Annotated in this window: 4 protein-coding genes and 1 tRNA gene; 2 read left to right on the top strand and 3 right to left on the bottom strand. The window is 57.5% G+C overall.

The genetic code is table 11. The features are described 5' to 3' along the window. Positions 1 to 409: 409 nt before the first annotated feature. Positions 410 to 1,051, top strand: a complete 642-nt coding sequence (locus tag NW837_RS05845) for a hypothetical protein (RefSeq protein WP_414329802.1) — start codon at positions 410 to 412, stop codon at positions 1,049 to 1,051. A 51-nt stretch (positions 1,052 to 1,102) separates the two neighbouring features. Here NW837_RS05845 and NW837_RS05840 read toward each other — a convergent pair. Further along, positions 1,103 to 1,173, bottom strand: a tRNA-Gly gene (locus NW837_RS05840). A 120-nt stretch (positions 1,174 to 1,293) separates the two neighbouring features. Then, complete coding sequence (locus NW837_RS05835; protein WP_011434035.1) at positions 1,294 to 1,737, bottom strand: 2TM domain-containing protein; 444 nt, start codon at positions 1,735 to 1,737, stop codon at positions 1,294 to 1,296. A gap of 252 nt (positions 1,738 to 1,989) precedes the next feature. Between NW837_RS05835 and NW837_RS05830 the strand changes: the two genes are divergently transcribed. Continuing rightward, positions 1,990 to 3,927, top strand: coding sequence for a DICT sensory domain-containing protein (locus NW837_RS05830; RefSeq protein WP_414329800.1), 1,938 nt, complete (start codon positions 1,990 to 1,992; stop codon positions 3,925 to 3,927). 192 nt (positions 3,928 to 4,119) lie between these two features. Here NW837_RS05830 and NW837_RS05825 read toward each other — a convergent pair whose 3' ends face one another. Continuing rightward, positions 4,120 to 4,704, bottom strand: coding sequence for an SRPBCC family protein (locus NW837_RS05825; protein WP_414329799.1), 585 nt, complete (start codon positions 4,702 to 4,704; stop codon positions 4,120 to 4,122). Between the last annotated feature and the right edge of the window lie 176 nt (positions 4,705 to 4,880).

Raw genomic sequence — 4,880 nt, 5'->3', positions numbered from 1 at the left:
CTTGTTGAACTCTGCCGCTTTTTCGCGGGCCCAATCCAGGCGGTTGTCGGTAAAGGCAATCCAAACTTTGACTTCGGCAGGAGACTGAGCAAAGCTGTCGGCAGCCAGAAGAGCAGCAGCAGACGCAGCCACCAGGCCAGCCGCAACAGCCAGGAAAGTACGACGGGTATTCATAGAAAAATGCAGTCGCATTCGCTAAAGGCACCTCTGAGATTACAGCACCGACATTAAGAGCAGGTTATGTCTGGCTGGGATCCCCTCGGGAGGTGAACCCTCAGGCCGAAGTCAGAGTCAGATGAGGTGAGCACCTAGCCTGGGTCATGATTGGCAATTTCTCAAGGGGTCTCGAAAAATGAGAATGAAAATGAAAACCGCAAGCTTTTGCCTGTTATTGGTTACTGCCCTCCTGATGGCGCTTGCTCCCTTTGCGCAGGCTCGCCCCCGTCAACGCACTCGCACAGCCACCACGCCAACGGCTGGATCCCTGACCCCGAGCGGTGAGCGCACCTTCACTCACTCCGGCACCTACACTCGCACCGGGCCAAGTGGCAGATCGGGTAGTGGCACCTATTCCGGCCAGGGATCCCGGCAATTCATTCCCGGTCAGGGGGTGGAAGGAGACTATTCCGGCCAAGTCACTACCCAACAAGGTCAGACCTGGAACCTGAACCATCAGCACACCACTACTCACACACATGAGGGTTGGCAACGGCAGGGCAGTACCACCCTGCAAAACGCCGAGGGCAAGACGGTGGGCAGCAGCTCGAGCCTTATCGAGGGCCAAGCGGGGCAAGGCTGGCAGCGCAGCGGCCAATTCAACAATGCTCGCGGCCAAACCTACACCACCGAGTCGAGCAGCACACCGACCGGGCCAGGACACTGGCAGCGGGAAACTCGCGTCTTCAATGCCCAAGGGGATCTGCTCGGTGGCTCTGATACCGATGTGCAGTACCGACTTGTACCAGGGCAAGGCTGGGTGAAAACAGTAGAAGGCAATACCCTGAAAGGTCAACCGATCCGCCGCACCACCACAGTCGGCCCCAACCTGTGAAGAAGAATCTGAAGGGCACTTTAAGGGATCCCTTAGGATTTTGTGGGAGGAAGCGGGCGGACGGAATCGAACCGACAACAGCAGTTTGGAAGACTGCGGTTTTACCATTAAACTACGCCCGCACGGGCATTCAGCGATGCTGAATATCTATGGTAGCATCTCTCGGCGGTGCCCCTTCCCACTCAGAGTTTGGAGAAAAATCCATCTCCATCAGCGGGACAGACTTCTCCGGTAGGCTGGGCTTACTTGCTCTGGAGATCTTTCTGGCGTTTCCTTTGCCATTGGCGAAACTCTTTCTCGTAGCGTTCACCCTCCGTTTGGTAGGCGTTCCAGCCCTTGAGGGCAACGGTCAAGCCCCACCCCATGAGTATAAACAGCGACCAAGATAGCCCTCCACCGGAGAGCCAGTCTAAGCCCAGCAAAAAGCTGTTGACAATTCCATAGCGGCCCAGCAGTTGGTAAAACTGCCGACGGCGGTAGCGCTGGAATTCTCGGTGTTGGCTGTTCAGCTCTTGCCAGGCCTTCCATTCCTGCTCGGCCAAGTCCAGCTCTTGGGGGGAGATCCCCAGTTCGGCAGCCATCTCCTGCAGTTGGGAGCGGGTGAACTCGCCCAGGCGTGGCTGGCGGGCAATGGCCCGCTGGAGGATCTGCTGCACGTCCTCTTGGCTGTACCGGGATCCCGACATTTGGCTGACTTACATATAACTTCGTAAACTTTATATCTCTTAGTTTTTATATCTCTTAGTTTGGGCTAGCTGGATCTTGCGCCTTATGAAGCTCCCTCCGCCGCGGGATCCCAACCGTTAGACTAAACCTAGACTGCGAGCCTCCTTCTCTGGGGTTAAGTGTCCCTGTACTGCCTGTGATCTGTGCTTGCCAGTAGGGTTATGGCTTCCACCCGCTCTAGATCTTACCTTCGCCAGAGTCGTACCTCCCTATTGAGCGATCTGCTGCAGGCTTTGCCGCACCTGCGCCCACAACTGTATTTCAAATCCTCTTTGGTTGCCCTCAGCCACGCCATTGAGGATCAGGTGCTGCAAGGGCAGGGATCCCCGTGGGTATTCGCTAACTTTCAAAAGGAGCGCTACTACCGCCAGGAGGCACGGCGCTACCAGCGCATCAGCGCAATGGCCCAAGACGTGTTTGTGTTGGCGACCCCAGAAAAGGATTTTGCTCAGACAGACCTGCCCTACCACACCATTCCCTTGGATCCAGAGGATCCCTTGGTGCAGGAGTGGCACTTGATCGTCATCGATGCCCACTATGCCACCTGCCTCGTGTGTCGAGAACGCTTGCAGATGCAGCGGGAGCGTCCTTGGCAAAGCAGCGATATGGATGCAGCTCGCCAATTTGATGGGATCTGGTCATTTGATCGTCAGATTACAGTCCAAGCGGCTTTGGCCCTGTTGCCCAAGATCCTCAGTTACCGACCGGATCTGGAACCTCGCCTTGAGCCCCTTCGCCAGTACCTCAAGGGATCCCCGCAAAACTCCGCCAGCCAACTGAATCCAGGCCCCTTTACCGAGCGGCTGATCACCTATCTCCAGGCAGGGCAATACAAGCTGCAGCGGGCCTACCGCACCATTCGGGCGCAAGAGCGCAAAGAGCATCTGATCAACCGCATCAGCAGTGCCATTCGCCAGTCTTTGGATCCCGGCGAGATTTTGGCAATTGCTGTGCAGGAGCTGGGGCAGGTGGCAGAGGTGGGGCGATGTTTGATCTACCGTTACGATGGCCAGGCCCCTGCTGTTCAGATTGAGCAGGAGTACCGCACCCTAACGATGGGCAGCCTTAAGGGATCCCTGTGGCCTCTTCCCAGCAACCCTTTTTTGCGGGAGGCAGTAGCCTCGGCACAAGCGGTGTGCTGCGAGGATACCCAAAAGGATCCCCGCCTGCAGCGAGTGCCGGAGCTGTGGCAGCCGGCCCAAATTCGGGCTTGGGTGGCCATGCCGATTCTCTATCAAGGGCGGTTGCTGGGCCTATTGGAGCTACACCACGAACACCCTCACCGCTGGCAGCCGGCCACTCTGGAGTTGGCAGAAGCCATTGCCAACCAAGTGGGGGTAGCCCTTTTGCAGGCAGAAGCCTATCAGCACCTAGAAGAGCTCAATCGCCAGTTGGCAGCTCTGGATCAGGCCAAATCAGAGCTGATTGCCGTGACCGGACACGAGCTGCGCACCCCGCTGTCCACCATTCAGGTGTGTTTGGAGTCTTTGGCTAGCGACCCCGACATGCCCCTGGAGATGCGCCAGGAAATGTTGAACACAGCCCTGCAAGATGCCGATCGGCTGCGGGAGTTGGTGCAGGACTTTCTCACCCTCTCCAAGCTGGAAAGTGGTCGCGTTCGCTGGCATATCGAGCCGTTGTCTGCTCAAGAATGTGTGGAGCTGGCCCTGAGCAATGTCAAAGCGCGACGGCGGCACGAAGACTTGCCCACCATCGAGCAGGTGCTGCCCAAACGGCTGCCAATGGTTAGGGCGGATGGGGAGTGGCTGGTGGAGGTGTTGCGTAAGCTGCTGGACAATGCCTGCAAATTTACCCCTTCCACCGGACGGATCTGTATTCGGGCAGAAGTGGAGCCACCAGCCGGTGGATCGACGGGGGCGATGGTGAAGTTCACTGTTGCCGACACCGGGCGCGGCATTGAGCCAGACCGGTTGCAAGCCATCTTCGAGCGGTTTTATCAAGCAGAGGGATCCCTGCGGCGCTCGGTGGGTGGGACGGGCTTGGGGCTAGCCATTTGCCGACTGATCATTGAGGCCATGGGGGGGCGCATCTGGGCAGAATCGGGGGGGATCAATCAGGGCAGTGCCTTCCACTTCACCCTGCCGATAGCGCACCCACACACCCAAGGACAGCCCTCGATCGCTGCTTGAGACTCGAAAGGTGAAGGACCACCGGCCCACTTTGCCTCTGGGATCCACCTGGCAAATTCCAGCTCGAATATCAAATCCCACAAATGGCAATAAAGCTGTTCCCCAGCCCCCCTCTTCTTTGGCAGAAGGGCTGAGAGTGGTCGCGTCAGCGGCGCGGAGCGCTTGGGGAACGAGGTACCTATTGGGCGCGCCTCAAACGGGCTTGGAATGATCCGACAAACTCAGGCAGCGCTCCCGAATGGCTTGTAAGTTCAGGGCCAAATCTTGGCAAATGCGGCGCTCCACCAGACCGACAGGCATTCTGCGGGGAGGCTTGACCTGCAGGTGGTAGGTGAGCAAGGTTTGATGGGCCGACCAATCGGCCAGATCCCAAAACCCCTCGAAGATAAGAAAATCCCCTTGTGTTTTTTGGAAGCGAAGCTGCTGAGGAAAGATCTCCTCGATGGCCAGCACCACCGCAGCAGAAAATTGGGCAAATAAAACCTTTTGGGATCCCACTTGACGTACCAGTGTGCGGCCATTCTCACGGCCAATGACGCGACTTTCCACCAAGTTGGGAATAAACTCTGCCAGATGGTCGTAGTCGGTCAAAACCTGCCAGACCTGCTGCCGCTCCACCGGAATCAGGACGCGACCTCGCACTTGGCAGCGGCGCTCCCCCAAATCCTCCACCTCCACCTGGATGTCTGAGGACTCCGTCCCGCTGACGCCAGCAGGAATGGGGATCCCATCTTCTGGGGTGGGGTCTTGGGGATCCCATTCAGGGTCAGAAGGCATGGCGAGAACTTCAGTCGCGTAGGTGCTGTAGAGCAGTGCGGAAACCGGAGAGGGAATCGATTTTTGACTGGACAAACCATTCGCCAGCAGTTCCAATAGGCTGCCCCCCTGTGTTTTCTATTGTATCAGGGAACTGTATAGCAGATAACGAACTCTAGGGGAGAAGGGCCTGGAAC

This window comes from Synechococcus sp. R6-10, assembly GCF_047461815.1.
In the GTDB taxonomy this organism is placed as follows: domain Bacteria; phylum Cyanobacteriota; class Cyanobacteriia; order Thermostichales; family Thermostichaceae; genus Thermostichus.
The sequence above is the reverse complement of the archived record's forward strand: the minus strand, read 5'-3'. Positions and strand labels throughout refer to the sequence as shown.